This window comes from Streptomyces sp. NPDC006624 (genome assembly GCF_040611555.1).
In the GTDB taxonomy this organism is placed as follows: domain Bacteria; phylum Actinomycetota; class Actinomycetes; order Streptomycetales; family Streptomycetaceae; genus Streptomyces.
In genome coordinates this window covers 2,093-3,289 of the sequence record NZ_JBEXOM010000050.1, presented here as the reverse complement: position 1 = coordinate 3,289, position 1,197 = coordinate 2,093, and the positions used below count along the sequence as shown (strand labels likewise).

Sequence of the window (1,197 nt, the reverse complement as noted above, 5' to 3'; positions counted from 1 at the left end):
AACACAGTGGACGCGAGCAACTGAGGACAAGCCCTCGGCCTATTAGTACCGGTCACCTCCACCAGTTACCTGGCTTCCAGATCCGGCCTATCAACCCAGTCGTCTACTGGGAGCCTTACCCCATCAAGTGGGTGGGAGTCCTCATCTCGAAGCAGGCTTCCCGCTTAGATGCTTTCAGCGGTTATCCCTCCCGAACGTAGCCAACCAGCCATGCCCTTGGCAGGACAACTGGCACACCAGAGGTTCGTCCGTCCCGGTCCTCTCGTACTAGGGACAGCCCTTCTCAAGACTCCTACGCGCACAGCGGATAGGGACCGAACTGTCTCACGACGTTCTAAACCCAGCTCGCGTACCGCTTTAATGGGCGAACAGCCCAACCCTTGGGACCGACTCCAGCCCCAGGATGCGACGAGCCGACATCGAGGTGCCAAACCATCCCGTCGATATGGACTCTTGGGGAAGATCAGCCTGTTATCCCCGGGGTACCTTTTATCCGTTGAGCGACGGCGCTTCCACAAGCCACCGCCGGATCACTAGTCCCGACTTTCGTCCCTGCTCGACCCGTCGGTCTCACAGTCAAGCTCCCTTGTGCACTTACACTCAACACCTGATTGCCAACCAGGCTGAGGGAACCTTTGGGCGCCTCCGTTACTCTTTAGGAGGCAACCGCCCCAGTTAAACTACCCATCAGACACTGTCCCTGATCCGGATCACGGACCCAGGTTAGACATCCAGCACGACCAGACTGGTATTTCAACGACGACTCCCCCTGAACTGGCGTCCAGAGTTCACAGTCTCCCAGCTATCCTACACAAGCCGAACCGAACACCAATATCAAACTGTAGTAAAGGTCCCGGGGTCTTTCCGTCCTGCTGCGCGAAACGAGCATCTTTACTCGTAGTGCAATTTCACCGGGCCTATGGTTGAGACAGTCGAGAAGTCGTTACGCCATTCGTGCAGGTCGGAACTTACCCGACAAGGAATTTCGCTACCTTAGGATGGTTATAGTTACCACCGCCGTTTACTGGCGCTTAAGTTCTCAGCTTCGCCCCACCGAAATGGAGCTAACCGGTCCCCTTAACGTTCCAGCACCGGGCAGGCGTCAGTCCGTATACATCGCCTTACGGCTTCGCACGGACCTGTGTTTTTAGTAAACAGTCGCTTCTCGCTGGTCTCTGCGGCCACCCCCAGCTCAGA

General features: G+C 56.6%; 1 rRNA gene (running past one end of the window). It reads right to left on the bottom strand.

Annotation, left to right across the window (positions count from 1 at the left end):
• Positions 1-22: 22 nt before the first annotated feature.
• A 23S ribosomal RNA gene (locus ABZY20_RS37045) occupies positions 23-1,197 on the bottom strand (it continues 2,035 nt past the right edge of the window).